Source organism: Microbacterium sp. MM2322, from assembly GCF_964186585.1.
Classification (GTDB): domain Bacteria; phylum Actinomycetota; class Actinomycetes; order Actinomycetales; family Microbacteriaceae; genus Microbacterium.
The window spans coordinates 1-25,046 of record NZ_OZ075067.1 but is presented as its reverse complement, the minus strand read 5'-3'; the positions used below and the strand labels follow the sequence as shown (position 1 = coordinate 25,046).

Below are 25,046 nucleotides of genomic sequence, written 5' to 3'. Positions count from 1 at the left end.
CCCGTGTCGCCACGGGATCAACTTTCCGAGGATATCATGGCGCGAGCCCGCCGGAGAAACGGCCGCAGCCTTGTTCCCCAGACCCTGCCAGGGTCGACAACTAGCATGTGAGCACCGGTCCAGACTGCCTGAGGAGCCCCGTGGGACTACTTGACAGCTTCGAGAAGGGAATCGAACGCGCCGTGAACGGCGCGTTCGCGAAGACCTTCCGCAGCGGTGTGCAGCCTGTCGAAATTGCCTCCGCGCTGCGATCCGAACTCGACGCGAAGGCTGCCGTCGTCTCGCGCGACCGCATCCTCGTACCTCACACCCTTGTCGTGCGGCTCGCCCCCGCCGACCACGAACGCATGGGCGCACTCGGCCGCACCCTGCACGACGAACTCGTCCAGCTGGTCGAGGGCCACGCGAAGGCGCAGCAGTACAGCTTCGCCGGGCCGGTGTCACTCTCGATCAACGCCGACGAATCGCTCACGCCCGGTACCGTCCGCGTCGACTCCGGTTCGGCCGGCACCGAAGACGTGTCCTGGCACGGTGTCGTCGAGATCGACGGCCAGCAGCACCCCCTCACCGCGAGCCGCACCGTCATCGGTCGGGGAACGGATGCCGACATCACGATCTCCGACGCCGGCACGAGCCGCCGGCACGTCGAGATCCTGTGGGACGGGCGTCGTGCGATGGTGCGTGACCTCGGTTCCACCAACGGCACCCAGCTGAACGGCATGAAGGTGTCGGAGGCGGCTCTCGAGCCGGACTCCGTCGTCACCATCGGCCGCACCCGCATCACGTTCCGCGTCGTCGCGCAGGCTTCCCGCATCCCCCCGCGACCGCAGGATCCCGCGACCCGAATGTTCGACCTCGGAGGCCAGGCATGAGTGAACTGACTCTCCTGCTGCTGCAGATCGGGTTCCTGATCTTGCTGTGGTTCTTCATCTTCGCCCTGGTCTACTCGCTCCGCGCCGACCTGTTCGGCGTCAAGGTGCGGAAGATGCCCGAACCGGCGGCGGCAGCTCCCGGCCCGATCGCAACGGCGCCCGCGAACGCAGAGACCTCGATCGTCTCGCCCATCGCCACGCGGCCCGCCGCACCCAAGGGCCCGCAGAAGGCGACCACCCAGACGGTGTCGCGCATCGTCATCACCAGCGGCCCGAAGGCGGGCCTCGAGCTTCCCCTCGGCAACGAACCTCTGACGATCGGCCGATCGAGCGAATCGGGACTCGTCATCCGCGACGACTACACCTCGAGCCACCACGCGCGCCTCGTCCTCTGGGGCGAGCAGTGGATGGTCCAGGACCTCGACTCGACGAACGGCACCTGGCACGACGGCGAGCGCGTCGCATCCCCCGTCCCTGTCATCGTCGGCGCCCCCATCAAGGTCGGCGCCACGACCTTCGAGCTGCGGAAGTAACGGCCCGCACCGATGGTTTTCGAGGGCTCGAGCGCAGCCATTTCCCATACCGGGAAAGTCCGCTCCAACAACCAGGACTCGGGCTTCTCCGGCTCGAACCTGTTCGTCGTTGCGGACGGGATGGGCGGTCACGCCGGCGGCGACATCGCCTCGAGCATCGCCGTCCACCACCTCGAGGGCCTCGATCATTCGTTCCCCACCCCCGCCGAGGCGGAGCGGGAGCTGCGTGAAGCGATCGTGGATGCCGCGCACGTCCTCGTCGACACGGTCGCGGAGCGTCCCGAACTCGCCGGGATGGGGACGACGGTCAGCGCCGTGCTCATGGTCGACGACTACGCCGTCATCGCCCACATCGGCGATTCGCGCGTGTACCTGTTCCGCGACGGCGTCTTCACGCAGATCACGACCGACCACACCTTCGTCCAGCGACTCGTCGACTCGGGCAGAATCACGCCCGAAGAGGCGCGGTACCACCCCCGCCGCTCCGTCCTCATGCGCGTGCTCGGCGATATGGCCACCGACCCCGAGGTCGACGCGTTCATCATGCAGACCCAGCCGGGCGACCGCTGGCTGATCTGCTCCGACGGCCTCTGCGGTGTCGTCGACGACGCGCAGAGCGCCAAGGTGCTGCGGCAGGACCTCGCCCCCGGTCGCACCGCGGACATGCTGCTGAAACTGGCACTGGATGCCGGGGCCCCCGACAACGTCACGATCGTCCTCGTCGACGTGGGCGGCCGGCATCCCATGTACAGCGGCACCGCGACCGTCGTCGGATCGGCCGCTACGCCCAAGGGCATCGAGGTGCCCCTGGCGCGACCGGCGCGCACGGGCTGGTTCCAGACCGGACGCCAGGCAGCGAACGAGCCGAGCCACTTCGAGCCCGCAGCGGAATACCTCGAGGAGCTCATCGAGGAGGATCGTCGTCGCGCCCGGCGCCGCCGTGTCTGGTGGTTCGTCGGCTTCATCGCGATCGTCGCGGTCATCGCCGCCGGCGTTTTCGCCGGGTACGCCTGGACGCAGACCCGCTACTTCGTCGGGCCCGACGACGACAGCGTCGTGATCTACCGCGGCATCCAGCAGGACATCGGTCCGATCTCCCTCTCGACGCCCTTCGAGGACACGAACATCCTCCTCGCCGACCTTCCTGAGTACCAGCGGGAGTCGGTCGAGCAGACCATCTCCGCCCGATCGCTCGCCGACGCGCAGGCGATCGTCGACAACCTCCGCCAGGGGACCCCATGACAGCCTCGGTCGAGACCGACACCACGGTTATCAAGGCACTGCGCAAACTGCGGATGCCGGCGACGCAGCGCAACCGCGAACTCGGACTGCTCCTGTTCGCCACCGTCGTCACGACAGCCGCGGTCGTGCTGGTGCAGCTCGGCACGCGCGGCGAGATCGACCCGACGTTCCTGTCGTACTGCGGAGGGCTCGCGGGCCTCGCACTCGCCCTCCACATCGTGACCCGCATCTGCGCGCGCGATGCGGACCCGTTCGTCCTCCCGATCGCGACGCTGCTGACCGGGCTCGGGATCGCGATGATCTACCGCTTGGACATCGCGGAGGAACGCACCGGCTGGGGCTCCCTCGGCTTCCGTCAGCTGGTGTGGGCGGCGATCGCGATCGCCGGGGCGATCCTCATCGTCGTCTTCCTCCGCAACTACCGCGTGCTCTTCCGTTACACCTACGTGTTCGGGCTCAGCGGCATCCTCCTGCTCCTGCTGCCGTTCGTGCCGGGTCTCGGCATCAAGGCGGGCGCGGACGTGTGGGTGTCGATCGGCGGGCTGTTCTCGTTCCAGCCCGGTGAGCTCGCGAAGATCTGCCTCGCGATCTTCTTCGCCGGATACCTCGTCCGCACCCGCGAAGCCCTCAGCTCCGTGGGAACGCGGTTCCTCGGCATCACCTGGCCGAAGGCGCGCCAGCTCGGCCCACTCCTCATCATCTGGGGCGTCTCGCTCGGCATCATCGTGCTGCAGCGCGACCTGGGTACCGGCATCCTCATCTTCGGGATGTTCATCGCGATGCTCTACGTCGCGACGGGCAAGGCGAGCTGGGCGATCCTCGGAGTACTGCTCGCCGTCGGGGGCGCCCTTGTCGCCTCGCAGATCCTGCCGTACGTCGGGTCGCGCTTCTCGAACTGGCTCGACGCATTCAACCCGGACTACATCAACGGCAGCAGCTTCCAACTGGTCTCGGGCATCTTCGGCCTCGCCCACGGCGGGCTGATCGGAACCGGGCTGGGCCTCGGCCGCCCCGACCTGACCCCCCTCGCGCACAACGACTACATCCTCCCGAGCCTCGGCGAAGAGCTCGGGCTCGTCGGGGTGTTCGCGATCCTGGCGCTCTACATGGTGTTCGTGAGCCGCGGCATCCGCATCGGCATCGCGGGCCAGGACGACTTCGGCAAGCTCCTCGCGACGGGCCTGTCGTTCACCCTCGCCCTGCAGGTGTTCATCATGGTCGGCGGTGTGACCCGCGTCATCCCGCTCACAGGCCTCACCATGCCGTTCCTCGCGGCGGGCGGGTCGTCGCTCATCGCGAACTTCCTCATCATCGCGATCCTGCTTCGGATCTCCGACGCGGTTCGCTCCAGGCCCCGGGTGGTGATCGGATGACCAAGCAACTACGCCGACTGAGCGTCGTCGTGCTCCTGATGTTCCTCAGCCTGTTCGCCGCGTCGAGTGTGATCCAGGTCGCCCTCGCCGGTCAGCTGAACGAGAACCCCGACAACCGGCGCACCCTGTACGACTCCTACGAGGTCCAGCGCGGCACGGTCTACGCCGGCAGCACGGCGATCGCCTCGTCGAAGCCGAGCGACGACGTCTACAGCTGGATCCGCACGTACCCGGATGCCGAGATGTGGGCGCCCGTGACGGGCTTCATCAACCCCGTCCTCCGCTCCTCCACGGGTCTCGAGTACGCGATGAACGCCGCCCTCGCCGGAACCGGCAGCCAGCAGTTCCTGACCCGCCTGGACCAGATCGTGAGCGGGCAGCCGCCGCGCGGATCTAACGTCCTCCTCTCGCTCGACCCCACGATCCAGAAGGTCGCGTACGACGCACTCGACGGCCTGGAAGGCGCTGTCGTGGCGATGGAGCCCGACACGGGCAGGATCCTCGCGATGGCGACCAGCCCCAGCTTCGATACGAACCTGCTCGCCTCGCACAACAGTTCGGCCGTGAACGCCGCGGATCAGAAGCTGGAGGCTGACCCGCTGCGTCCGCTGACCAACCGCGCGACGCGCGAGACCGAGCCCCCCGGATCGACGTTCAAGCTCGTCGTCGCGTCGGCGGCGCTGTCGTCGGGCAAGTACACGCCCGATTCGGAATTCAACAACCCGGCGACGTTCACGCTCCCCGGGACCGACAGCATCCTGCACAATTTCGACCGCGGCACGTGCGGCCCCGGCGAGAAGACGACCCTCGCGACCGCACTGCGACTGAGCTGCAACATCCCGATGGCCGAACTCGCGCTCGAACTCGGGACCGACGCGATCCGCGAAGAAGCGCAGAAGTTCGGATTCAACTCGAGCTTCGAGATCCCCCTCAACGTCGCCGCCTCGAGCTATCCCGAGGGCTTCAACGCGCCGCAGACCGCACTGAGCGGCATCGGCCAGACCGACGTCCGCGCGACGCCGCTCCAGATGGCGATGGTCGCGGCGGGTATCGCCAACGGCGGCGTCGTGATGAACCCGCGCATGGTCGACCGCGTCGTCGCTCCCGACCTGACCGTGCAGGACGAACCTGCCGACACCGAGTTCGGTCGCGCCATCAGTCCCGAGGTGTCCAAGACGATGACGGAGCTGATGACCGCCAATGTCAAAAACGGCGCTGCTTCGGGTGCGAGAATAGACGGCGTCGACGTCGCCGGTAAGACCGGAACGGCGGAGCACAACCCTGGCGACCCGTACACGCTGTGGTTCACGGGGTTTGCGCCCGCTGAGGACCCGAAGGTGGTCGTCACGGTGATGGTGGAGAACGGTGGTGGGCTCGGCCAGAACGGAACGAGCAACGGGATCGCGGCCCCGATCGCGAAGAAAGTGATTGAGGCGGTGCTGAGCGAATGAGACCGACGCAGGGTGTGAGCTTCGGCGGACGGTACGAACTGGACTCGCGGATCGCCATCGGCGGTATGGGCGAGGTCTGGGAGGCCACCGATCACGTCATCGGACGGACCGTCGCGATCAAGATCCTCAAAGACGAGTACATGGGCGACCCCGGGTTCCTCGAGCGCTTCCGCGCCGAGGCCCGCCACGCCGCGCTCGTCAACCACGAGGGCATCGCCAGCGTCTTCGACTACGGCGAGGAGAACGGCTCCGCCTTCCTCGTGATGGAGCTCGTCCCCGGTGAAGCGTTGTCGACGATCCTGGAGCGCGAAGGCGCCCTGTCGACCGACAAGACGCTCGACATCGTCGCCCAGACGGCCTCGGCCCTGCAGGCGGCCCACGCTGCCGGTCTCGTCCACCGTGACATCAAGCCCGGCAACCTGCTGATCACCCCCGACGGTCGCGTGAAGATCACCGACTTCGGTATCGCGCGCATCGCCGACCAGGTGCCGCTCACCGCAACCGGTCAGGTCATGGGGACGGTCCAGTACCTGTCGCCCGAGCAGGCATCCGGACACGCGGCATCCCCCTCGACCGACATCTACTCGCTGGGCATCGTCGCGTACGAGCTGCTCGCGGGACGGCGTCCCTTCACGGGCGAGTCGCAGGTCGCCATCGCCATGGCGCAGATCAACGACACCCCGCCGCCCCTTCCCGACACGATCTCGGAGCCCGTGCAGCGCTTCGTGATCAGCATGATCGCGAAGAAGCCCGACGAGCGTCCCGCCTCCACATCTGCCGTCGCGCGTGCCGCCGGTGCGCTCCGCCGCGGTGACGTGGCAGGTGCGGCCGCCATCGTTCCGGCGATCGCGGGATCCGTCTCGCCCGACGCCTTCACGCAGCTCCTGACCTCGAACACGGGGTCGGATGCCACGACCCGCCTCCTCCCGTCCGGCGCCGCCGCGGCGGGTGCGGCCGCCGGTGTCGGCACGGGCACCGCTGCGCTCGCGACGGATCAGCCCGTTCGTGACCAGCCCGCCAAGAAGAAGCGCAGCCCGTGGACGTGGCCGCTCGTCGCGCTGATCGCGCTGCTCGCGGTCGTGCTCATCGGGGCCCTCGTCGCGCTCTTCATGCCGACGGGCGACACGAACCCTGCTCCTGCGCAGTCCAACAGCGCCCCGCCGAGCCCGAGTGCGCCCCCCTCATCCGCCGCTCCCTCGCCGAGCCCGAGTCCGACGACGGTCATCCCCAACCCTGCCTCTCTCGATCTGGTGGGCAAGTCCTGCGAGGAAGCGACGCAGATCCTGAGTGACAACGGGCTCGACAACGTCAAGTGTCAGGACGGCGACGTCCCCGCCCCCACGGACGACGCGGTCGGTCAGGTGTACCGGGTCAACCCGACCGGAAAGGTCGAAGCGACCGACCTGATCACGCTTCTCCTGTACACGCAGGCGGCGGAGATGACCTCACCTGCCGCACCGAGCATCCAGGGTGGAAACGACGACGGCACCGTCACCGCCGGTTCGACCGTTCGTGTCATGTGGGACAGCTACACGTGCCCCCCGGGTGCGCCCGAAGCCACCACCTACACGATGACCCTGTCGGGCGGCGTCTTCGACAAGAACGGCGAATCGACGGCGAGCTTCGCGATCACGGACCGTCCGCAGGAGGTCGTCGTCGACGAGAGCGGCAGCCAGGCGCTCTCGGTGACCTACACCGTGACGTGCAACGGCACCGACACCGAACGCGTCTCAGGGGACTCGTCCGAGGCCGCGGCATCCATCGTCCCCGCTCCGGAGCAGACTCCTCCCGCCGATGGCGGCACCGACAACGGTGGCGGCAACGGCAACGGCAACGGCAGCGACGGCTGATCGGGGCTCCTTTCAGCAGGCTTTCGAGCGCGGTCGGTTAGGCTGTCCGGGTTCCACTCCGGGGAGTAAATTGTCCGTTCAGTCACGCGTGCTATCGGGCCGCTATCGAGTCGATGACCTCATCGGCCGTGGTGGCATGGCTTCGGTGTACCGCGGACAGGACCTGACCCTCGGGCGGCCTGTCGCGATCAAGATCCTCGAGCCCGACCTCGCCGCCGACGGCGCGTTCCGGACGCGGTTCCGCCTCGAGGCGCAGTCCGCATCGCGGATGTCGCACCCCGCCATCGTCCGCGTCTACGACGCCGGCGAAGAGACCCGGACGGATTCCGCGGGCACCCCGCATCCCGAGCCGTACATCGTCATGGAGCTCGTGACCGGGCGCCTGCTCAAGGACATCATCAGCGCCGGACCCGTCTCGCTCGAAGACGCCCTGCGCTACACCGACGGCATCCTCGAAGCGCTCGAGTACTCGCACCGCGCCGGTGTCGTGCACCGCGACATCAAGCCCGGCAACGTCATGGTGACGGATGCCGGCCAGGTGAAGGTCATGGACTTCGGCATCGCGCGCGCGGTGTCGGATTCGTCGTCGACGGTCGCCGAGACCACCGCCATCATCGGAACCGCCTCGTACTTCTCCCCGGAGATGGCCAAGGGCGACCCGGTCGACGCGCGCGCCGACATCTACTCCGCCGGCATCGTCCTCTACGAGTTGCTCACCGGTCAGCCGCCCTTCCGCGGCGAGAATCCGATCGCCGTCGCGTACCAGCACGTGTCAGAGGCGCCGGTTCCGCCGTCCGAAGTGATCGACACCGTTCCTCGCTCACTCGACGCGCTGGTCCTCCGCGCGCTGGCGAAAGACCCGTTCCAGCGCCCGCAGACAGCCGTCGCCTTCCGCGATGCCCTCGCGGCGACCACCGGGCGGAAGGCGCCGAGCAAGCGTCGCGTCGAATCCCTCAGCAACGAGTTGTACGGCCCCGACCCCAAGCAGGCCGCCGAGACCGCTCGTTCGCTCCGTCAGCTCACGAGCGACGACACCATGCGCCGGACACAGGCCGGGCCCCCTGTCGCCTGGGTGTGGGCGGGCATCGCGATGCTCGCGGTCCTGCTGGTGTCGGTGTTCATCTGGGTCAACACCATCCGTCCCGAGGCGAGCGCGATCACCCCGAACGCCTTGACCGTCCCCGACGTCGTCACCATGACGTGGGACCGTGCGGAGCAGGTGCTCGATACGTCGAAGCTCGAGGCCGTGCAGCTGACGGAGACGAGCGCCGACGTGCCCGAGGGATCCGTCGTGCGCACCGTTCCGGCCGCCGGGACGACGGTCGCGCCGGGCGACCAGGTGACGGTCTACGTCTCTCAGGGCGTCGAGAAGTCCACCGTCCCCACGATTGCCAACCTCACGGTCGATGAGGCCACGACCTCGCTCGAACAGGCGGGTCTGACGGCCGGCTCGATCACGCGACGAAACGACCCGAAACTCGCCGCCGACGTCGTGATCAGCGGCTCGGTCGACGGTGCTCCGGTCGCCCCCGGCCAGGAGCTTCCGAAGGGCTCGTCGATCGACCTCGTCGTCGCGACAGGCACGGTCACGGTCGAGGACTTCGCGCTCAACTACACCGTGGACAAGGCGTCCGAGATCCTCGAGTCGGAGGAGTACGGACTGGTTCCGGTCGTCAAAGAGGACCCGTCGTGTCCCGCCACCGATCCTCGCCTGGTGAAGGTCCAGTCGGCCATCGGCGAGGTGCCGGTGGGGTCGGAGATCACGCTGACGACCTGCAGCGGCTGATCCGGAGGGTCAGCTGACGGTCCGGTGCGGCGACAGCCGCGCGCCCCGCTCCGTCGCGCCCTCGAGTCCCAGTCGTTCGAGCCAGGTGCCGAGCAGGAGGTAGCCGCCCTCGGTGAGCACGCTCTCGGGGTGGAACTGAACGCCCTCGATCGGGAGCGAGCGATGGGCGAGACCCATCACCGTCCCCGATTCCGTCCACGCCGTGACGGCGAGGTCGCCGGGCAGGGAGCTCCGCTCGACGGCCAACGAGTGGTACCGGGTGGCCACGAACGGTCGGGGTAGCCCCGCGAAAACGCCGTCGCCGTCGTGGTGGACGAGCGATGTGCGCCCGTGCATGAGGTCCGCCGCGTGCGACACGACGCCGCCGAAGCCCGCCGCGATGGCCTGATGCCCGAGGCACACACCGAGGAGGGGCACGCCGAGTGCCGCGCATCGCTTCACGATGTCCACCGACGCACCGGCGTCCTCCGGCGTGCCCGGCCCGGGGGAGATCAGCACGCCGTCGACGGAATCGACCCGGTCTATCGCGTCAGCGGCATCCGATTCGATCATGTCGACCTGCGCGCCGAGTTCGACGAGGTAGCCGATCAGCGTGTGGACGAAGCTGTCGTGATTGTCGACGACGAGGACACGGATGCCGTCGGTCACCCGCCGCCGCCGATAGTGGACTCCTCGCTCGGCCACACCGTCTGGAAGACCCACGGGAAGGCGTAGAAGTACAAGAGGTAGAGGATGACGGCGGCCAGGACGAGCAGGATCAGCACCCGCACCCACCACGGACCCGGAAGCACCCGCCACAGAGCTGCGTACATCAGACGCCCACCCCACCGGTGAGAGACGCGGGCGGACCGTCGGCGGCCGGCGTGAACTCGTCGAACACGGCGTAGGCGATGATGCGCTCCAAGGAGTTCAGCTTCGGCGCGCAGCTCGTCAGCGTGAGGTAGCGCCCGTTGGCGGCGACGCCTTCCTGGTTGGGGACGGGGAGGAGCACCTGGATCTGGGTGTCCTGCACGTACTCCAGCGAGCGGAAGCGGTAGGTGTACCAGCCGGCCTTGGTCTGGATGACGATGGCATCGCCGATCACGAGACGGTCGATCGGGTCGAAGGGGGCGCCGGACGTCCACCGATGCGCGGCGTACACGGTGTTGCCGACGGCACCGGGCATGGCGGTGTCGGGGTAGTGCCCGACCTCGCCGCGATCCAGGATGTCGGGTCTGGAGATCCCCGACGCGATCTTGAACTGCCAGTCCGCGCCGAAGCGAGGCACCTTCATGATCCCGAAGACCTCGGCATGCTTCTGATCGCCCAGGACGGGGATGACCGGCGAGCCGTCGGGGCTCGGTGTCGGCGGCGGGGATGCCTCGGGCGACGCGTCGTCCTCGTTCGCCCACTGCTCGGCGAGGGCTTGAGCTGCCGCGTGCTGCTCGCTCTGGACGATCGCATCACCGATCCAGGTGTGCCACGACACGTAGAGGAGCGTCACGACGCCGAGAGTCAGCAGGATCTCACCCGTGACGCTCAGGAATGTGGCACGGGGACGAGGACGGGATCGACGCGAACGTCGAGTCGTCTGCTCCGTCAGCGAGGAGTCGGTCACGAACGGAGTTTAGCCAGCGAAGGCTGGATCCGGGCTGGCAGGTAGACTTCTCCCCATGGCACGTGGAGACAAGGACGAGGACCGTCTGGTCCAGCCCGAGGGCGACGCCGCCCCCAACCCGGTGTGGTTCAAGCCGATCATGATCGGTCTGATGCTCATCGGGCTTGTCTGGATCATCGTCTTCTACTTGAGCGGCCAGGCGTTCCCGATTCCGGACATCGGCCCGTGGAATCTCGCGATCGGTTTCGGCATCGCGTTCGTCGGGTTCTTGATGACCACGCGCTGGCGCTGACCTCCGGCATCCGCTGACCGGAATTACACCGGTGTGATTCATCCCCAGCCTGGGGATGAATCTGTGGATAACTCAAAGGTAGAGCAGTCCCGGGATGATCGCGGCGACTGCGACGAGTCCGATCCCGACCGCGACGAGCAGTGCCGCCTGCAGTCCCTGGCGCTTCTGCGCGCGGGTCTTCGAAAAGATGTAGCCCACCAGCAGGCCGACGAGACCGCCACCGATGTGGGACTGCCACGAGACTCCCGAGCCGACGAACGAGAACACCAGGTTGATCCCGAGCAGGATCGCGATCGGCAGGATGTTCACGCCGAGGTGCCGGCCGATGATGAGCATCGACGTGAGAAGTCCCCACACCGCACCCGAGGCGCCTACGACGAAGGTTCCCGGCGCGATGAGCGCGACGAGCGCAGAACCACCGATCGCACTCAGTACGTAGAGCGCGAGGAAGCGCACCTTGCCGAGCGACGGCTCGAGACTCCGGCCGAGCGCCCAGAGCGCCAGCATGTTGAGCGCGACGTGGAAGGGGAGCGGAGTCGAGTGCACGAAAGCGACCGTCAGCATCCGCCATGGCTCGAAAGGGACGCCCGTTGCGGGCACCACGTAGGCGGGAGCGAACGCGAGGGCACCCGTGATCGTGCCTCCCACGACGGGGATGAGCTGGAGCAGGTAGACCGCGATCGTGACGATGACGATCGCGTAGGTGACGACGGGGCGGTCGCTGCGGAGCTTCCGCGCGAACCGCCCCGGCATCCGCTTCACCTCAGCCGACCGCGCACCCTTCTGCTGCTCTGCCAGGCACTCCGGGCAGATGACACCCACGGGGAGCGGGGTCTGGCAGGCGGGACAGATCGTCCGCAGGCACCGCTGGCAGAGCACGAAGCTCTGACGGTCAGGATGCCGGTAGCAGAAGTTGTCCGGATTGGTGCGGGGGTCGGCTGAGGTCACGAAGGGATCAGGCCTCGGTGATGTCGATCGACGAGATCACGACGGGCTCGACCGGACGGTCCTGCGCTCCGGTGGGAACGGCCGCGATGGCGTCGACGACGGCGCGCGACGCGTCGTCGGCGACCTCACCGAAGATCGAGTGCTTGCCGTTGAGCCACGGAGTGGGGTCGGTGGTGATGAAGAACTGCGAGCCGTTGGTGCCCTCGGCCTTGCCGGTGATCGCGTTGCGGCGGAGGCCCGCGTTCGCCATGGCGAGGAGGTACGGCTTGGCGAACGTCAGCTCAGGGCTGATCTCGTCATCGAAGTTGTAGCCCGGTCCGCCGACGCCCTGACCGAGCGGGTCGCCGCCCTGGATCATGAAGCCGGGGATGATGCGGTGGAAGATGACGTCGGTGTACAGGGGGCCTTCGCCGGGCTTGCCGGTGGCGGGGTGCGTCCAGGCCTGGGAACCGTCGGCCAGACCGACGAAGTTCTTGACGGTGCGGGGCGCCTGGTCGCCGAACAGGTTGACGACGATGTCGCCGTGGTTGGTGTGCAGGGTCGCGACAGCGGAGTGAATCGGCATACTCATCATCCTCTCACTTGCAACCCCCCTCGCCGGCTGAATGCGTCTGGCAGTATGGACCCACTACGTCCCCGGATGAACCCCGAAAAGGGAGGGCCCCGTGAGCCTCAACCGCAAGACCAAGAAGGAACTCCGCAAGCTGCAGAAGCAGGCTGCGAACCTGTGGGAGTCACAGCAGGTGCTCGTCGGTCAGGCCGGTGACGTCGCCCGCGAGGCGGGTCGCCAGCTCGGCAAGTACAACCACGACCACATCGTGCCTACGGCGAAGCACTCGTACGAGAAGTACGCGGCTCCCTACGTCGACCGTGGCGTCGAGACGGGTCGCAAGGTGCTGAACGGCGCTGTCGTTCCCGCCGCCGGCGCCGTCGTCGGCACCGCGATGTCGGTGTGGGATGTCGCGAACGACCAGCGTCACCGCCTGTCGCACGGCAAGGGCCTCGGTGGCTTCGACGCGGACTCGTTCCGCAAGAACGCTGCCAAGGCTGGCAAGAAGGCCACCAAGAAGCTGTCGGTTCCGGAGAAGAAGAAGGGCCTGGGCGCCGGCGGCGTCCTCGCCATCATCTTCGGTGTCGCCGCGACTGCGGGTGTTCTCTACGCCGCCTGGCAGACGCTGCGGGCAGACGACGAACTGTGGGTGGCGGACGACCCGCTGCGCGCACCGGATGCCTGAATCCACGCCTGAACCATCGGAGCGCGTCGCTGAAGCGGCGCGCTCCCGGTCTTTGTCGGTCGAGTTCGTCGCCCGCCCGGCGGCGGGCAGTCTTGAAGAGGCTGCGACGCTGCTCGGGCTGGCGGCATCCGACATCGTCAAAACGCTCGTCGTGAAGCGGAGCGACGACACGTACCTGTTTGCGCTGATCCCCGGAGACCGGGCGATCTCGTGGCCCAAGCTGCGCGCCGTCGTCGGGGTCAACAAGCTGCGGCTTCCCGAGCCCGAGCTCGCGTTGGCCGCAACGGGGTTCGAGCGCGGCACCATCACGCCGATCGGGAGCACGACGGACTGGCCCGTCTACGCCGATGCGTCGATCGCAGGCAAGCGGATCGCCATGGGCGCGGGCGCGCACGGCTTCAGCCTCTTCGTTGACGCGGACGACCTCATCCGGTCCTACGGCGCCACCGTGGCCGACATCTCGCAGCCGATGCCGGAGCGGCCGGTCACCGCGGGATGAGGCCTGCCATCGTCATCGCCGTGTCCACGAGCCCCACCCGGGTGAGCGACGCGACCTCGTCGATAGGAAACCACGCAGCCTCGTCCGTGGAGCCGTCCTCTTCGTTGTGAAGTTCACCGCCGACGACGTGCGCGCGATAGACGATCCGGAGCGCCTGGATCGGCCCGGTGCCGTGGAACCGGTCCTTCTCGGGGATCACCAGCGAGTCCGTGCCGAGGATGCCGTCGAGTTCCACGTGGAACCCTGTCTCTTCGAGGACCTCGCGGACAGCGGCATCCATCGGGTCCTCGCCGGGGTCGAGCCCACCTCCGGGCATCGTCCACGCGGGTCGCGTAGGGCTGTTCCAATGGGCGAGCAGGATGCGGTCTCCGTCGGTGACGACGGCATACGCAGCGACGCGGATATCCACTCGTTCACCCTAGCCACACCGAAGACGAGAAAAGCCGGACCCTGAGGAATCCGGCTTTTCGTGACTGTGGAGCCTAGGAGATTCGAACTCCTGACATCCTGCTTGCAAAGCAGGCGCTCTACCAACTGAGCTAAGGCCCCCTGATGCGGTGACGGTGGGGCTACCAGGACTTGAACCTGGGACCTCTTCATTATCAGTGAAGCGCTCTAACCGCCTGAGCTATAGCCCCGTCGCTGCCGGCTTACGCCTGCAACCTCCAAGACTTTACCCGAAGATGGCGCCGTTTGACGAATCGAGACGGGAGGCGAGCCGCGGCATCCGCTCGTTCTGGTTCACTTGGCTCATGAGCGCGACCACCCACACCGAACCACACGCCGCCAACATCGGGCAGCGGCTGAATTGGCTGCGCGCGGGCGTGCTCGGGGCGAACGACGGCATCGTGTCCGTCGCTGCTGTCGCGGTGGGTGTCGCGGGCGCGACGGCGGACCTCGGACCCATCCTCACGGCGTCGTCCGCTGCCCTCGTCGGCGGCGCGATCTCGATGGCGCTCGGCGAGTACGTGTCGGTCAGCAGCCAGCGCGACACCGAGAGGGCGCTCATCGAGAAGGAGAAGCGCGAGCTCGCGGAGATGCCCGACGAGGAGCTCGCTGAACTCGCGGAGCTCTACCGGGCGAAGGGCCTCTCGGAGGAGACCGCGCTCAAGGTCGCCACGGAGCTCACCGCGCACGATGCCCTCGGCGCCCACCTCGACGCCGAACTCGGCATCGACCCCGACGATCTGACGAGCCCGTGGCAAGCAGCCGTGTCGTCCGCGATCGCGTTCACGCTCGGAGCGCTGCTGCCGTTCCTCGCGATCATCCTGCCGCCCGCGGAATGGCGCGTCCCGACCACCTTCGTCGCTGTCCTGATCGCCCTCGCACTGACGGGGACGATCTCGGCCCGGCTCGGCGGTGCAGGCCGGCGCCGCGCCGTCATGCGCTTGGTGATCGGCGGGGCACTCGCCCTCGCCGTCACCTGGGCTCTGGGATTGCTGCTCGGCACCTCGGTCTTGTGACCGGATGCCGCGGCATCCGACTCAGTTGGATGTGAATCCGACGAGCAAGCCGCCGGTGACCTTCACCATCAGGTTGTAGATACCGGCCGTGACAGCGCCCAGCACCGTCACCACGATCAGGTTCAGGATCGCGACCACCGCCGCGAACGCCATCACCTGCGGAAGGTTGATGACCGACGCGAGCGTGAAGGTGGTCTGACCGTTGACGGCGCCGAGGAGCGCGTCGATCTGCCCGATGAGGTTCGTCGAGCTGATCACGAGGTAAACCAGCAGCGTGGAGACGACCGTGACGATGGCCAAGGCGACCGCAGCCAGGAACGACAGCTTCACGGCCGACCAGAAGTCGACGTAGACAAGACGGAGGCGGACCTGCTTCGCGGTCGTCCGGCTCGAGGACTTCTTGGCCAGTTTGTCGGCTACGGAGCTCATGCGTCACTCTCTTCGGTGGTCTCGGGAGCCTCGGTGGCCTCCTCGGCCTCCGCACTCTCGGCCAGTCCCCGTTCGCCGTTACGGGCGATGGCGAGGATCCGGTCGTCGTCGTCAGGCCGGGCGAACACCACGCCCATCGTGTCGCGGCCCTTGGCGGGCACCTCGGCAACGGCCGAGCGTACCACCTTGCCGCTGGCAAGAACCACCAGGACCTCGTCGTCCGCACTGACGATCAGACCGCCCGCGAGCTCGCCGCGATCGTCGTGCAACTTGGCCACCTTGATGCCCAGACCACCACGACCCTGAACGCGGTACTGGTCGACGGAAGTGCGCTTCGCGAAGCCTCCCTCGGTCACCACGAAGACGAAGCTGTCATCCCGGACGACGGATGCCGAGAGCAGGCTGTCGCCCTCGCGGAACGACATGCCCTTCACGCCCTCGGTGGAACGACCCATCGGACGCAGCGTGTCGTCGTTCGCCGTGAAGCGCAGCGACATGCCGAGGCGGGAGACGAGGAGGAGGTCGTCGGTGGAGTCGACCAGCATCGCGCTGACCAGCTCGTCGCCGTTCTCCTCGTCCTGACCGCGCAGGCGGATCGCGATGATGCCGCCCTGACGGTTCGTGTCGTACTCGGTGAGCGCGGTCTTCTTGATCTTGCCGTCGCGCGTCGCGAGCACGAGGTACTCGGCCGTCGTGTAGTCGCGGATGTCGAGGATCTGCGCCACGTCTTCGCCGGGCTGCAGGGCCAGGAGGTTGGCGACGTGCTGACCCTTGGCATCCCGTCCGGCCTCGGGAAGTTCGTATCCCTTCGCGCGGTAGACGCGGCCCTTCGTCGTGAAGAACAGCAGCCAGTGGTGGGTCGTCGAGACGAAGAAGTGCTCGACGACGTCGTCGGCGCGCAGTTGCGCACCCTTGACACCCTTGCCGCCACGGTGCTGCGAGCGATAGTTGTCGCTCCGCGTGCGCTTGACGTAGCCGTTGCGGGTGACGGTGACGACGATCTCCTCTTCGGGGATCAGGTCTTCCATCGACATGTCGCCGTCGTACCCGTGCAGGATGTGCGTCCGACGCTCGTCGCCGAACTTCGAGACGATGTCGCCCAGCTCGGTGGCGATGATCGTGCTCTGCCGATCGCGTGAGGCGAGGATCGCGTTGAGGTCCTCGATCTTGAGCTCGAGCTCGGTCGCCTCCTCGACGATCTTCTGACGCTCGAGGGCGGCGAGGCGCCGCAGCTGCATCGAGAGGATCGCGTCGGCCTGAGCGTCGTCGATCTCGAGCAGCGTCTTCAGGCCGTCACGGGCCTCGTCGACGGTGGGGGAGCGGCGGATGAGCGCGATGACCTCGTCGAGCGCGTCGAGCGCCTTCAGGTATCCGCGCAGGATGTGCATGCGCTTCTCGGCCTCGCGCAGGCGGTACTGCGTGCGCCGGACGATGACCTCGAACTGGTGCGTGAGCCAGTAGCTGATGAACCCGTCGATCGGGAGGGTGCGGGGCACGCCGTCGACGATCGCCAGCATGTTGGCGCCGAAGTTCTCCTGCAGCTGGGTGTGCTTGTAGAGGTTGTTCAGCACGACCTTCGCGACGGCGTCGCGCTTGAGGACGATGACCAGGCGCTGCCCGGTGCGATCGCTCGTCTCATCACGGATGTCGGCGATGCCGTTGAGCTTGCCCTCGCGCACGAGAGCGGTGATCTTCGCCGCGACGTTGTCGGGGTTCACCTGGTACGGGAGCTCCGTGATCACCAGGCAGGTGCGGTTCTGGATCTCTTCGACGTTGACGACCGCGCGCATCGTGATCGAGCCGCGACCGGTGCGGTACGCCTCGCGGATGCCCTTGGTGCCGAGAATCTGCGCGCCGGTGGGGAAGTCGGGACCGGGAATGCGCTCGAGCAGTGCGTCGAGCAGCTCCTCACGGGAGGCATCCGGGTGCTCCAGAGCCCACATCACGCCGTTCGCCACCTCGCGGAGGTTGTGCGGCGGGATGTTCGTGGCCATACCGACCGCGATACCCACCGAACCGTTGACGAGGAGGTTCGGGAAGCGCGAGGGGAGGACGACGGGCTCACGGGTGCGACCGTCGTAGTTGTCCTCGAAGTCGACGGTGTCCTCGTCGATGTCGCGGACCATCTCGAGGGCGAGCTGCGCCATCTTGGTCTCGGTGTACCGGGGAGCCGCAGCGCCCATGTTGCCGGGCGAGCCGAAGTTTCCCTGACCATCGGCGAGGGGGTAGCGGAGGGACCACGGCTGCACGAGGCGGACGAGAGCGTCGTAGATCGCGCTGTCGCCGTGCGGGTGGTACTGACCCATGACCTCGCCGACGACGCGGGCGCACTTCGAGTAGCTCTTGTCGGGACGGTAACCGCCGTCGTACATGCCGTAGATGACACGGCGGTGCACGGGCTTCAGGCCGTCTTCGACCCGCGGGAGCGCGCGACCCACGATGACGCTCATCGCGTAGTCGAGGTAGCTCCGCTGCATCTCGACCTGGAGGTCGACCTGGTCGATGTTGCCGTGCTGGTAGCCGGCGTTCGGGTCGGGACGCTCTTCGTCAGCCATGTTCTCTCAGTCTTCGTTCGTCGTCGGAATGCGGGTGCGGGATGCGGCGTGGACTCAGATGTCCAGGAACCGCACGTCCTTGGCGTTGCGCTGGATGAACCCGCGTCGCGCCTCGACGTCCTCGCCCATCAGCACGGAGAAGATCTCGTCGGCCGCCGCGGCGTCGTCGATGGTCACCTGACGCAGCGTGCGCGTCTCGGGGTCCATCGTCGTCTCCCACAGCTCCTTGGCGTTCATCTCGCCGAGACCCTTGTAGCGCTGCACGCCGTTGTCCTTCGGGATGCGGCGGCCCGCGGCCAGCCCGTCTCGCATGAGCGCGTCGCGCTCGGCGTCGCTGTAGACGTACTCGTGCGGCGCGTTCGACCACTTGAGGCGGTAGAGCGGTGGCTGCGCGAGGTACACGAAGCCCGCTTCGACGAGTCCGCGCATGTAGCGGAACAGCAGCGTCAGCAGAAGCGTCGTGATGTGCTGGCCGTCGACATCCGCATCGGCCATCAGGACGACCTTGTGATACCGAGCCTTCGAGACGTCGAAATCGGGTCCGATTCCCGCGCCGAAGGCCTGGATCATCGCCTGGATCTCGGCGTTTCCGAGCGCACGGTCGAGACGCGCCTTCTCGACGTTGAGGATCTTGCCGCGGAGCGACAGGATCGCCTGGCGCTCCGGGTCGCGACCCGACACCGCCGAACCGCCGGCGGAGTCACCCTCGACGAGGAAGATCTCGCTGATCGACGGGTCCTTGCTCGTGCAGTCCTTGAGCTTCTCGGGCATGGATGCCGATTCGAAGACGCTCTTGCGCCGAGCGGTCTCGCGCGCCTTGCGGGCAGCCATGCGAGCCGTGGCGGCCTCGAGGGCCTTCGTGATGATGAGCTTCGCCTGCGCCGGGTTGCGGTCGAGCCAATCGATGAGCTGGTCGCCGACGACCTTCTGGACGAAGGCCTTGGCCTCGGTGTTGCCGAGCTTGGTCTTCGTCTGGCCCTCGAACTGCGGTTCGGCGAGCTTCACCGAGATGACGGCGGTGAGGCCCTCACGGATGTCCTCGCCCGCGAGGTTCTCGTCCTTCTCCTTGAGGAGGCCCTTCTCCCGCGCGTAACGGTTGATGTACATCGTCATCGCGGCGCGGAAGCCCTCTTCGTGGGTACCGCCCTCGTGCGTGTTGATCGTGTTCGCGAAGGTGAAGACGTTCTCGGTGTACCCCGAGGTCCACTGCATGGCGAGCTCGAGCGAGATGTGACGGACGGTGTCCTCGGACTCGATCTCGATGATCTCGTCGTTGATGACCTCGGCCTTGCGGACCTTGTTGAGGTACTCGACGTAGTCGACGAGGCCGCGCTCGTAGAGGAAGTCGTCGTGACGCTGCACCGTGTCAGAGCCACCCTCGGGCAGATCCACCACGTCGACGGCCTCGGCCCGCTCATCGGTGAGCGTGATCCGCAGGCCCTTGTTCAAGAACGCGGTCTGCTGGAAGCGCGTCCGCAGCGTGTTGTAGTCGAAGTCGGTCGCCTCGAAGATCGTGTCATCGGGCCAGAACGTGATCGTCGTGCCCGTCTTGTCGCTCTCTTCGCCCTGGGCGAGGGGGGCTTCGGGCTTGCCGCCGCCGGAGAACGTCTGCCGCCAGATGTGTCCCTGTCGCGCGATCTCGACCTCGAACCGCGTCGACAGCGCGTTGACGACGGATGAGCCGACACCATGGAGACCACCGGAGACCGCGTATCCGCCGCCGCCGAATTTGCCACCCGCGTGCAGAACCGTCAGGACGACCTCCACCGTCGACTTGCTCGGGTCGGAGGAGTGGGGATCGACGGGGATGCCGCGACCGTTGTCGACGACGCGGAGACCACCGTCGGCGAGGATCGTCACATTGATGGTGTCGCAGTACCCCGCCAGCGCCTCATCGACGGAGTTGTCGACGATCTCGTAGACGAGGTGGTGCAGGCCGCGCTCACCGGTCGAACCGATGTACATGCCGGGACGCTTGCGAACCGCCTCGAGGCCCTCGAGCACCTGGATCTCGGATGCGCCGTATTCAGCGGGAATCCGGGCTTCTGCCGGGGTTTCGGGTTCTTCGGGAACGGTGTCGGGGGTTTCTGACGTCATCGGTTTCGTGCGCTCCACATCCATCGTTCAGGCCTTCTTCCCAGTCTATCGGAAAGGACGCGTCAATAGCGGCTGAACGGCGCTGTGAGCCCGCGAAAGCTCTCGGGAGGGTGCGGGACGTCCCTCACCCGTAGGTATCGCGAGGGCCCCGCCCTGGAACGGCTCTGGGGCCCCATTTCCACGAGGGGACGTCCGGCCCCACGAAACGGACGGATTCGACACCGGCGTCGGGGAACCGTCGGACGAGCTCGGTGACGATGCTCGCCCGCATGAGATGAAGGTTCTTCGCCCACGCCGTCGAGTCGCACTGAACGGTCAGCACGCCGTCGCTCAGGGCGACGGGATCCGCGTGCCTCGCGGTCTCCTCACCGGCGACCTGCGCCCACTGCAGAACGAGGTCCTCTTTGGCCAGCTGAACGTCCCAGCCCGACTGACGGGTGAGATCGGCGAGCAGGTCGCCCATCCCCTTCGGATCACGACCCGCGGTGAACGGCTGGTTCTCGTCGTCGTCGTTCCGGCGCTTCTTACGTCTCTTCTTCGCGGCGGACGGCTCGAGTCCGCGAAGTCGCATGTAGGTCGCGACCGTTTCGGGGATGCCGGTGGCGTCAGACATCGGCATCCGTCACGATCGTGCCCGCCTCGACGCGCACCGTCCGCACGCGGAGGGCTTCGGGGACGTCGCCCTCGACCGCTGCCGTGACGATGACCTGCTCGAAGTCGGCGACGACGCCGGCGAGACGAGCTCGGCGCTCGGCATCGAGCTCGGCGAAGACGTCGTCGAGGATGACGATCGGGTCGCCGAGGCGCAACTGGTCGCGGAGGAGTTGCGCCGATGACAGCCGCAACGACAGCGCGGTCGACCACGACTCACCGTGCGACGCGTAGCCCTTCACCGGCAATCCCCGCAGCCTCAGCAGCAGGTCATCGCGGTGCGGACCGACCAGGGTCACGCCCCGCTCCAGTTCCTGTGCACGCTTGGCGGTGAGTCCGGCACGGAAGGATGCCGCGATCGCGTCCGCTCCGACGGACGAGCCGGTCTCGGCCACCGCGGACGACTCGTCTTCGGGATCGGCGCCGTCGACGGACAACAACCACTCGAGCTGCGGGTCGTGATCGGCGCCGGCGATCGCCTCGTAGGCGTCGCGCATGGGCTGGGCGAGGTCCTCGGCCAAGCGAAGTCGCGCGAGGATGATCTCGGTGCCGAGCGAGATGAGCTTGTCGTCCCAGACATCGAGCGTCGTGAGCTGGTCGGCCTTCAGTCCGCGAGCTCGTGCGGATTTCAAGAGCGCGGTGCGCTGTTTGAGCACCCGGTCGTAGTCGCCGAGCACTCCGGTCATGCGCGGCGCGCGCTGGACCAGCAGCTGATCGGCGAATCGGCGCCGCGACGACGGATCGCCGCGGACGATCTGCAGGTCCTCGGGGGCGAACAGCACGACCTGGGCGTAGCGCGGAAGTTCCGACGTGCGAACCGGCGAGCCGTTGACCCGTGCCTTGTTCGATCCGGTCCGGTTGAGCTGCACTTCGAGCTGGATGCGGCGATCGCCGTACGCCAGGCGAGCGCGAACGAACGCGGCATCCGCTCCATATCGGACCATCGGGGCATCCTGCGATACCCGGTGCGACCCGAGCGTCGCGAAATAGCCGATCGCTTCCGCGAGGTTCGTCTTTCCCTGGCCGTTGCGACCGACGAACACGTTCGGTCCTGAGACCAGACTCACCTCGGCCGCGGCATAGTTGCGGAAGTCGACGAGACTCAGATGCTCCACGATCACCAGATCACCCTCCTTCGAGGCACCGACACGCCTCGATGTGGACGGACGCCGGGGTCAGCGCAGCAGGAGATTCGGCTGCAGCAGGTACTTGAAGGTCTCGGGCGTGCCGGAGGTCTGCGGCGTGATGAGAACCGGGCTGAGCTTGTTCGCGTTCTCGCTCGAGGTGAACGTGACCCGCGTGAACTCGCTCTTCACGGCGCCGAGCGCCTCGAGGAGGTACTGCGGATTCAGTCCGAGAGTGACTTCGTCGCCGGCGAGCGTCGCGTCGACCGACTCGGTGGCGCGAGCCTGCTCGGTGCCGGCGGCATCCATCGACACACCCTCGTCCGAGAACGTAAACCGCAGCGGAGCGGAGCGGTCCAGGACGAGCGAGACACGACGGACCGCTTCGGCGAGTTCCGCCGTATTGACGACCGCGTAGTGCTCGGTCTGCGCGGGGAACAGGCGACGCACCGGGGGGAAGTTGCCCTTGATCAGCAGCGACGTGACGGTCTTGTTGCCCGCGGTGAACGCGATGATCTCGCGGTCCCCCGATCCCGAGAACGACACCTGGATGTCACCGGAGTGGGCGAACGTCTTGCCGACCTCGGTGAGGGTGCGGGCGGGGACCAGCGCGGTGGTGGATTCTTCGCGAGCAACAGCACCGCTGTCGAAGCGGATCTCGCGGAGCGCGACACGGTAGCGATCGGTGGCGACGAGGCTGAGCTCGTTGCCGGTGACCTCGAGCTGAACACCGGTGAGGACAGGAGTGACGTCGTCGCGGGATGCCGCGAACGCGACCTGTGCGATCGCCGTCGAGAAGTCGTCTCCCGGGACGAGACCGGAGTCACCCGAGACCTCGGGGATCGCCGGGTACTCGGCCACGGGCATCGCGGCAAGCGTGAAGCGCGCAGAGCCGCACGTCAAGAGGATCTCGCCGTCGGCATCCTGCGTGATCTGGATCGGTGCGTTCGGCAGGCGGCTGGCGATCTCGGAGAGCAGTCGGCCGTGGACGAGGATCGTGCCCGGCTCGTCGACCGTCGCTTCAATACGCGTACGAGCGGATGCTTCGTAGTCGAACGCGGCGAGGGACAGTCCTTCGTCGCTCGCTTCGATGAGCACGCCGGCGAGGATCGGCTGCGGGTTCCGCTGCGGGAGCAGTTTCACGACGAACGACACGGCTTCGCTGAATACATCGCGGTTGACGTGGAACTTCACTGATGCTCCCTTGACGGCGAGATGGGCTCTCTCATGCTAGTGCCCACGACGAGCGCCTCCGGAAGCATGCCTCCGCGATAGCCGCTGCCGCCTCGCACCCCGTGGGTGTGATCGGATCGGCTTCTCATTAGATAGTTCTCTGTCTTCTTGTTAACAGCTGTGGAAACTGTGGATATGTCGGGCGATCCCAGTCGCGGAGCCGGAACCACATCCGTGTAACTTGTGCACGGGCTGCGGAAAGACGGGTGACAACTTCGATTCCGTCGACGTGTGGTTCAGAGCGTCATCCACAGGTTGTCGTCATTCGTTCACATTCGACGGCCATCGCCGCACAGTTATCCACAGGCTTTCCACACTGTGGGAAACCGCATTGTGAGGGTCGTCCGGGAGGACTGTCAAGTACGCCCGACGGCTCGGGCGTGTGGGACCGTCAGCGCGAGGAACGGCCCAGCTGCGAAGTGATCTCGGAGACCTGGTTGTAGATCGAGCGCCGCTCCTTCATGAGCTCGCTGATCTTCTTGTACGCGTACATGACGGTCGTGTGGTCGCGGTTGCCGAACAGCTGACCGATCTTCGGCAGCGACAGACTCGTGCGCTCACGACAGAGATACATGGCGATCTGTCGGGCGGTCGCGACGGACTGCGAACGGCTCGAGCCGTACAGGTCGTCCATCGTCAGTCGGAAGTACTGGGCGGTCGCCGAGATGATGTCCGTCGGTGAGATCACGTTCGCGTCGTCCTGGTCGACGATGTCGCGAAGAACCGTCTGCGCCAACGAGATATCGAGGTTCGACCGGTTGAGGCTCGCGAAAGCGGACACCCGGATGAGCGCGCCCTCCAGCTCGCGGATGTTGCTCGACACCTTCGTGGCGATGTACTCGAGCACCTCGTCGGGAACCTGCAGACGCTCGGACTGCGCCTTCTTGCGGAGGATCGCGATGCGCGTCTCGAGGTCGGGGGCCTGCACGTCGGTGATGAGGCCCCACTCGAAGCGGCTCCGCATCCGGTCTTCGAATCCGGTGAGGTGACGAGGCGGCACATCGCTCGTGATCACGACCTGCTTGTCGTGGTCGTGCAGCTGATTGAACGTATGGAAGAAGGCTTCCTGCGTCTCGGCGCGACCCTGCAGGAACTGGATGTCGTCGATGAGGAGGATGTCGACGTCGCGGTATCGAGCCTGGAATGCAGATGCGCGGTTGTTCACGATCGAGTTGATGAAGTCGTTCGTGAACTCCTCACTCGAGACGTAGCGGACCTTGATCCCGGTGTAGAGGTTGATCGCATAATCGCCGATGGCGTGCAGGAGGTGGGTCTTGCCCAATCCGGAGTCGCCGTAGATGAAGAGCGGGTTGTAGGCCTTTGCCGGTGCTTCGGCCACGGCGACGGCGGCGGCGTGCGCGAACCGGTTGGACTGACCGATGACGAAGCTATCGAAGGTGTACTTCGGGTTCAGTCGGGTGTCGTTGCGGGATGCCGGAGCCGCCTGCTCGGCGTAGTCGTCAGCGCCCGGGCGGCTCGGTGCCGACGAGGTCGGGGACAGTGCGGACTGCACGGGCACCGGCGCGGTGAGGTGGGCGTCACCGAGCTCGGGATTCACCACGACGCGGAAAGTGCTCGCCGCCGGCTCGGCGTCGACCTGGGCGAGGGCCTCCATGATGGGGCCGCGGAGCCGCTTGTTGAACTGCCCGGCGGTGAGGTCGTTGGGCACATCGAGGTAGAGAGTCCCGCTCATCACACCCTGCGCCACGGCGAGGCTCACGAAGCCCTGCAACTGCGGCGTGACGCGGTCGTCTTTCGCCAGCACGTCGAGCACAGCGCTCCAGACGGGGACATCTGGAAGTTCGTGCTCGGACAT

General features: G+C 66.9%; 24 protein-coding genes and 2 tRNA genes. 11 read left to right on the top strand and 15 right to left on the bottom strand.

The features are described 5' to 3' along the window. The first annotated feature begins 140 nt into the window (after window positions 1-140). The 7 genes from ABQ271_RS00130 (at window position 141) to pknB (ending at window position 9,107) form a co-directional block, all read left to right on the top strand. Window positions 141-872, top strand: coding sequence for a DUF3662 and FHA domain-containing protein (locus ABQ271_RS00130; RefSeq protein WP_349309543.1), 732 nt, complete (start codon window positions 141-143; stop codon window positions 870-872). Further along, complete coding sequence (locus ABQ271_RS00125) at window positions 869-1,405, top strand: FHA domain-containing protein (protein ID WP_349309542.1); 537 nt, start codon at window positions 869-871, stop codon at window positions 1,403-1,405. The genes ABQ271_RS00130 and ABQ271_RS00125 overlap by 4 nt, the downstream gene beginning before the upstream one ends. A gap of 12 nt (window positions 1,406-1,417) precedes the next feature. Further along, window positions 1,418-2,647, top strand: a complete 1,230-nt coding sequence (locus tag ABQ271_RS00120; RefSeq protein WP_349309541.1) for a PP2C family serine/threonine-protein phosphatase — start codon at window positions 1,418-1,420, stop codon at window positions 2,645-2,647. Further along, window positions 2,644-4,020, top strand: coding sequence for an FtsW/RodA/SpoVE family cell cycle protein (locus ABQ271_RS00115; protein ID WP_349309540.1), 1,377 nt, complete (start codon window positions 2,644-2,646; stop codon window positions 4,018-4,020). The genes ABQ271_RS00120 and ABQ271_RS00115 overlap by 4 nt, the downstream gene beginning before the upstream one ends. Continuing rightward, window positions 4,017-5,471: a penicillin-binding transpeptidase domain-containing protein gene (locus tag ABQ271_RS00110; protein ID WP_349309539.1), complete on the top strand. Its 1,455-nt coding sequence runs from the start codon at window positions 4,017-4,019 to the stop codon at window positions 5,469-5,471. Before ABQ271_RS00115 ends, ABQ271_RS00110 begins: the two co-directional genes overlap by 4 nt. Further along, window positions 5,468-7,321, top strand: a complete 1,854-nt coding sequence (locus ABQ271_RS00105) for a protein kinase domain-containing protein (protein WP_349309538.1) — start codon at window positions 5,468-5,470, stop codon at window positions 7,319-7,321. Before ABQ271_RS00110 ends, ABQ271_RS00105 begins: the two co-directional genes overlap by 4 nt. 88 nt (window positions 7,322-7,409) lie before the next feature. Next, entirely contained in the window at window positions 7,410-9,107 is a 1,698-nt protein-coding gene (gene pknB, locus ABQ271_RS00100) for a Stk1 family PASTA domain-containing Ser/Thr kinase (protein WP_349309537.1), read from the top strand. A gap of 9 nt (window positions 9,108-9,116) precedes the next feature. On the opposite strand, the gene ABQ271_RS00095 is transcribed toward pknB, so the two are convergent. Genes ABQ271_RS00095 through ABQ271_RS00085 form a run of 3 tightly spaced genes read right to left on the bottom strand, consistent with a single transcriptional unit; the run spans window position 9,117 to window position 10,704 of the window. Continuing rightward, on the bottom strand, window positions 9,117-9,755 hold the full coding sequence (locus tag ABQ271_RS00095) for a glutamine amidotransferase-related protein (protein ID WP_349309536.1): 639 nt from the start codon (window positions 9,753-9,755) through the stop codon (window positions 9,117-9,119). Further along, window positions 9,752-9,919, bottom strand: a complete 168-nt coding sequence (locus ABQ271_RS00090; protein WP_136362141.1) for a DUF4175 domain-containing protein — start codon at window positions 9,917-9,919, stop codon at window positions 9,752-9,754. The genes ABQ271_RS00095 and ABQ271_RS00090 overlap by 4 nt, the downstream gene beginning before the upstream one ends. Beyond that, entirely contained in the window at window positions 9,919-10,704 is a 786-nt protein-coding gene (locus ABQ271_RS00085) for a class E sortase (RefSeq protein WP_349309535.1), read from the bottom strand. The genes ABQ271_RS00090 and ABQ271_RS00085 overlap by 1 nt, the downstream gene beginning before the upstream one ends. A 55-nt stretch (window positions 10,705-10,759) precedes the next feature. Here ABQ271_RS00085 and ABQ271_RS00080 point away from each other — a divergent pair, with 55 nt between their 5' ends. Continuing rightward, window positions 10,760-10,996 carry a cell division protein CrgA gene (locus ABQ271_RS00080; protein WP_018187816.1) on the top strand — a complete coding sequence of 79 codons (237 nt, stop codon included), beginning with the start codon at window positions 10,760-10,762 and terminating at the stop codon, window positions 10,994-10,996. A 72-nt stretch (window positions 10,997-11,068) separates the two neighbouring features. Here ABQ271_RS00080 and ABQ271_RS00075 read toward each other — a convergent pair whose 3' ends face one another. After that, window positions 11,069-11,944 carry a rhomboid family intramembrane serine protease gene (locus tag ABQ271_RS00075; RefSeq protein WP_349309534.1) on the bottom strand — a complete coding sequence of 292 codons (876 nt, stop codon included), beginning with the start codon at window positions 11,942-11,944 and terminating at the stop codon, window positions 11,069-11,071. A gap of 7 nt (window positions 11,945-11,951) precedes the next feature. Next, on the bottom strand, window positions 11,952-12,509 hold the full coding sequence (locus ABQ271_RS00070) for a peptidylprolyl isomerase (protein ID WP_349309533.1): 558 nt from the start codon (window positions 12,507-12,509) through the stop codon (window positions 11,952-11,954). Window positions 12,510-12,609: 100 nt separating this feature from the next. Between ABQ271_RS00070 and ABQ271_RS00065 the strand changes: the two genes are divergently transcribed. Continuing rightward, a complete protein-coding gene (locus ABQ271_RS00065; protein ID WP_349309532.1) occupies window positions 12,610-13,179 on the top strand; it encodes a DNA helicase in 570 nt (189 codons plus the stop codon). Next, window positions 13,172-13,678 carry a YbaK/EbsC family protein gene (locus tag ABQ271_RS00060; RefSeq protein ID WP_349309531.1) on the top strand — a complete coding sequence of 169 codons (507 nt, stop codon included), beginning with the start codon at window positions 13,172-13,174 and terminating at the stop codon, window positions 13,676-13,678. The genes ABQ271_RS00065 and ABQ271_RS00060 overlap by 8 nt, the downstream gene beginning before the upstream one ends. On the opposite strand, the gene ABQ271_RS00055 is transcribed toward ABQ271_RS00060, so the two are convergent. From ABQ271_RS00055 to ABQ271_RS00045, 3 genes are all read right to left on the bottom strand, one after another. Then, on the bottom strand, window positions 13,665-14,087 hold the full coding sequence (locus ABQ271_RS00055) for an NUDIX hydrolase (RefSeq protein ID WP_349309530.1): 423 nt from the start codon (window positions 14,085-14,087) through the stop codon (window positions 13,665-13,667). The two genes, ABQ271_RS00060 and ABQ271_RS00055, sit on opposite strands and share 14 nt — an antisense overlap. 67 nt (window positions 14,088-14,154) lie before the next feature. After that, window positions 14,155-14,227 (bottom strand) — tRNA-Ala (locus ABQ271_RS00050). A 15-nt stretch (window positions 14,228-14,242) separates the two neighbouring features. After that, a tRNA-Ile gene (locus ABQ271_RS00045) sits at window positions 14,243-14,316 on the bottom strand. Between the two features lie 114 nt (window positions 14,317-14,430). Between ABQ271_RS00045 and ABQ271_RS00040 the strand changes: the two genes are divergently transcribed. Next, window positions 14,431-15,141, top strand: coding sequence for a VIT family protein (locus ABQ271_RS00040; protein WP_349309529.1), 711 nt, complete (start codon window positions 14,431-14,433; stop codon window positions 15,139-15,141). A 21-nt stretch (window positions 15,142-15,162) separates the two neighbouring features. Here ABQ271_RS00040 and ABQ271_RS00035 read toward each other — a convergent pair whose 3' ends face one another. The 7 genes from ABQ271_RS00035 to dnaA form a co-directional block, all read right to left on the bottom strand. After that, a complete protein-coding gene (locus tag ABQ271_RS00035) occupies window positions 15,163-15,570 on the bottom strand; it encodes a DUF3566 domain-containing protein (protein WP_349309528.1) in 408 nt (135 codons plus the stop codon). Then, entirely contained in the window at window positions 15,567-18,125 is a 2,559-nt protein-coding gene (gyrA, locus tag ABQ271_RS00030; RefSeq protein ID WP_349309527.1) for a DNA gyrase subunit A, read from the bottom strand. The genes ABQ271_RS00035 and gyrA overlap by 4 nt, the downstream gene beginning before the upstream one ends. Before the next feature lie 54 nt (window positions 18,126-18,179). After that, entirely contained in the window at window positions 18,180-20,222 is a 2,043-nt protein-coding gene (gene gyrB, locus ABQ271_RS00025; RefSeq protein ID WP_349309526.1) for a DNA topoisomerase (ATP-hydrolyzing) subunit B, read from the bottom strand. A 124-nt stretch (window positions 20,223-20,346) separates the two neighbouring features. Next, window positions 20,347-20,841 (bottom strand): DciA family protein, encoded by a 495-nt coding sequence (locus ABQ271_RS00020; RefSeq protein ID WP_349309525.1) that lies wholly within the window; start codon window positions 20,839-20,841, stop codon window positions 20,347-20,349. Then, complete coding sequence (gene recF / locus ABQ271_RS00015) at window positions 20,828-21,994, bottom strand: DNA replication/repair protein RecF (protein ID WP_349309524.1); 1,167 nt, start codon at window positions 21,992-21,994, stop codon at window positions 20,828-20,830. The genes ABQ271_RS00020 and recF overlap by 14 nt, the downstream gene beginning before the upstream one ends. A 54-nt stretch (window positions 21,995-22,048) precedes the next feature. Continuing rightward, window positions 22,049-23,191 (bottom strand): DNA polymerase III subunit beta, encoded by a 1,143-nt coding sequence (dnaN, locus tag ABQ271_RS00010; protein ID WP_349309523.1) that lies wholly within the window; start codon window positions 23,189-23,191, stop codon window positions 22,049-22,051. Window positions 23,192-23,621: 430 nt separating this feature from the next. Further along, the gene (dnaA, locus tag ABQ271_RS00005) at window positions 23,622-25,046 is read right to left on the bottom strand and encodes a chromosomal replication initiator protein DnaA (protein ID WP_349309522.1); all 1,425 of its coding nucleotides are present in this window, start codon (window positions 25,044-25,046) and stop codon (window positions 23,622-23,624) included.

What these genes read in the sequence shown, in the direction of transcription:
- ABQ271_RS00125 (WP_349309542.1), top strand. Translation starts at nt 869, where the DNA reads ATGAGTGAACTGACTCTCCTGCTGCTGCAGATCGGGTTCCTGATCTTG.
- ABQ271_RS00120 (WP_349309541.1), top strand. Translation starts at nt 1,418, where the DNA reads ATGGTTTTCGAGGGCTCGAGCGCAGCCATTTCCCATACCGGGAAAGTC.
- ABQ271_RS00115 (WP_349309540.1), top strand. Translation starts at nt 2,644, where the DNA reads ATGACAGCCTCGGTCGAGACCGACACCACGGTTATCAAGGCACTGCGC.
- ABQ271_RS00110 (WP_349309539.1), top strand. Translation starts at nt 4,017, where the DNA reads ATGACCAAGCAACTACGCCGACTGAGCGTCGTCGTGCTCCTGATGTTC.
- ABQ271_RS00105 (WP_349309538.1), top strand. Translation starts at nt 5,468, where the DNA reads ATGAGACCGACGCAGGGTGTGAGCTTCGGCGGACGGTACGAACTGGAC.
- ABQ271_RS00090 (WP_136362141.1), bottom strand. Translation starts at nt 9,919, where the DNA reads ATGTACGCAGCTCTGTGGCGGGTGCTTCCGGGTCCGTGGTGGGTGCGG.
- ABQ271_RS00080 (WP_018187816.1), top strand. Translation starts at nt 10,760, where the DNA reads ATGGCACGTGGAGACAAGGACGAGGACCGTCTGGTCCAGCCCGAGGGC.
- ABQ271_RS00070 (WP_349309533.1), bottom strand. Translation starts at nt 12,509, where the DNA reads ATGCCGATTCACTCCGCTGTCGCGACCCTGCACACCAACCACGGCGAC.
- ABQ271_RS00060 (WP_349309531.1), top strand. Translation starts at nt 13,172, where the DNA reads ATGCCTGAATCCACGCCTGAACCATCGGAGCGCGTCGCTGAAGCGGCG.
- ABQ271_RS00040 (WP_349309529.1), top strand. Translation starts at nt 14,431, where the DNA reads ATGAGCGCGACCACCCACACCGAACCACACGCCGCCAACATCGGGCAG.
- ABQ271_RS00035 (WP_349309528.1), bottom strand. Translation starts at nt 15,570, where the DNA reads ATGAGCTCCGTAGCCGACAAACTGGCCAAGAAGTCCTCGAGCCGGACG.
- gyrA (WP_349309527.1), bottom strand. Translation starts at nt 18,125, where the DNA reads ATGGCTGACGAAGAGCGTCCCGACCCGAACGCCGGCTACCAGCACGGC.
- gyrB (WP_349309526.1), bottom strand. Translation starts at nt 20,222, where the DNA reads ATGACGTCAGAAACCCCCGACACCGTTCCCGAAGAACCCGAAACCCCG.
- ABQ271_RS00020 (WP_349309525.1), bottom strand. Translation starts at nt 20,841, where the DNA reads ATGCCGATGTCTGACGCCACCGGCATCCCCGAAACGGTCGCGACCTAC.
- dnaA (WP_349309522.1), bottom strand. Translation starts at nt 25,046, where the DNA reads ATGTCCGAGCACGAACTTCCAGATGTCCCCGTCTGGAGCGCTGTGCTC.